Source organism: Xanthobacter sp. BG11Y11_SDJG (assembly GCF_057364445.1).
This window is the reverse complement of sequence record NZ_JBNFNU010000553.1, coordinates 1-2,129: the sequence shown is the minus strand read 5'-3', so window position 1 is coordinate 2,129 and position 2,129 is coordinate 1. Positions and strand designations below refer to the sequence as shown.

Annotated in this window: 1 pseudogene; it reads right to left on the bottom strand. The window is 70.0% G+C overall.

What is annotated here, in order from left to right:
* Positions 1-2,071 (bottom strand): annotated as a pseudogene (pepN, locus tag AC2W7M_RS24290) (aminopeptidase N); the annotation flags it as partial.
* Positions 2,072-2,129 lie beyond the last annotated feature (58 nt).

The following is a 2,129-nucleotide window of genomic DNA, read 5'->3' as shown; positions in this document are numbered from 1 at the left end:
TAGTCGAGCGCGAGATTGCGCAGCGCCCGGCGCCCGGCCGAGGCGGCATCCGGCGCGAACGGCGCGTCGGTGCCGGAGCGCGGCATAGGTTTCCGCCAGCGGGCCGGCAAGCGCCGCGCCGAGCCTGAGGCGCAGCGCCTTGCGGGCGGAAAACACCGCGTCCGGGTCGACGTCGCCGCCGAGTTGCGCGCGATCTCGCTTCGCCGGGCAGCGCCAAGGCCTGGGCCTTGAAGGCGGAATCGAGCGCCGGGTCCGTGAGCAGTCGCCCGGCGGCGTCGATCAGCGCCGCCTCGCTCCCCGCCGGCTTGCCGCGGGCGCTGCGTGCAGCGCGCGCGAGGCCCTGGAGCGCGTCGAAGCGGTTGAACGGGTCGCGGTCGTGGGCGGCGAGGAACACCCGGTCCTCGGCGGTGAGGTCGCTTTTCAGGTTCACCGGCGCCGAGAAGCCGCGGTTGAGCGAGGGCACGGGCTTGGCGTCGAGCCCCGTGAACAGGAAGCTCTGCTCGCGCTCCGTCACCTCCACGACCCCGCGCTCCACCGGCGTGTTGCCCAGCGTCAGCGGCAGATCGGCGCCGTCCGGCCCCACGAGGCCGAGAGCGAGCGGGATCACCATGGGCTTCTTGTCGCTCTGCCCAGGGGTGGGGGGCACGGACTGCTTCACGTCCAGGCGGTAGGTGCCGGCGGCGGCGTCGAACGCGCCCTTCACCTCCAGCGTCGGCGTGCCCGACTGGGCGTACCACAGCGCGAACTGGGTGAGGTCGCGACCGGTGGCGTCGGCGAAGGCGGCGAGAAAATCCTCGATGGTGGCAGCCTCGCCGTCATGGCGCGCGAAATAGAGGTCCATGCCCTTGCGGAATCCTTCCTCGCCCAGGAGGGTTTTCAGCATGCGCACCACCTCGGAGCCCTTCTCGTACACGGTCGCCGTGTAGAAGTTGTTGATCTCGCGATAGGTTTCCGGCCGGACCGGGTGGGCGAGGGGGCCGGAATCCTCGGTGAACTGGGCCGCCTTGAGCATGCGCACGTCGGCGATGCGCTTGACCGGGCGCGAGCGCTGGTCGGAGGAGAATTCCTGGTCGCGGAAGACCGTGAGGCCCTCCTTCAGGCACAGCTGGAACCAGTCGCGGCAGGTGATGCGGTTGCCGGTCCAGTTGTGGAAATATTCGTGGGCGATCACGCCCTCGATGCCGGAATAGTCGGCATCCGTCGCGGTCTGCGGCGAGGCCAGGACGTACTTGTCATTGAAGACGTTGAGGCCCTTGTTCTCCATCGCTCCCATGTTGAAGTCGGAGACGGCGACGATGTTGAACACGTCGAGGTCGTACTCGCGGCCGAATGCGGTCTCGTCCCAGCGCATGGAGCGTTTCAGCGCGTCCATGGCGTAGCCGGCGCGCGCCTCCTTGCCCGCCTCCACATAGATGCCCAGCTCCACCTGCCGCCCCGATGCGGTGGTGAAGCTGTCCGCCACCTTGGCGAGCTTTCCGCCCACCAGCGCGAACAGATAGGAGGGCTTCGGCCACGGATCGTGCCACACGGCGAAATGGCGCGAGGTCCCGAGCACCGCCCCGGACGAGACGAGGTTGCCGTTGCCCAGCAGGACCGGCGCCTCGTCCGCCTCCGCCTCGATGCGGGTGGTGTAGACCGCCAGCACGTCGGGGCGATCGGGGAAGTAGGTGATGCGGCGGAAGCCCTCAGGCTCGCACTGGGTGCAATAATTGTTCGAGGTGCGGTAGAGCCCCATGAGCTGGGTGTTGGCGGTGGGGTCCACCAGCGTCTCGATCTCCAGCGTGAAGGCGTCGGCCGGCGGATGGCGCAAAGCGAGGCGCTCCGGGCTCGCCTCGAAGCTGGAGCCGGCGAGCGGGACGCCGTCGATGGCGAGGCGCACCAGGGTCAGCCCGTCGCCGTCGAGCACCACCGGCGCGCCCGGCGTGCCCTTGGGATTGCGGCGCAAGGCGAGCCGGGCGGTGACGCGGGTCTGCGTGGGATGGAGGGCGAAGTCGAGGTCCACCCGATCCACCAGCCACTCCGGGGGACGGTAGTCGGCAAGGCGGACGGCCTGGGGCTCGGCATCACGCATCGGGGGCGCTCCTCGCACGGTCTCTGAATCGGTCTGCGCGCGCGCGCGCGCGCGCGTG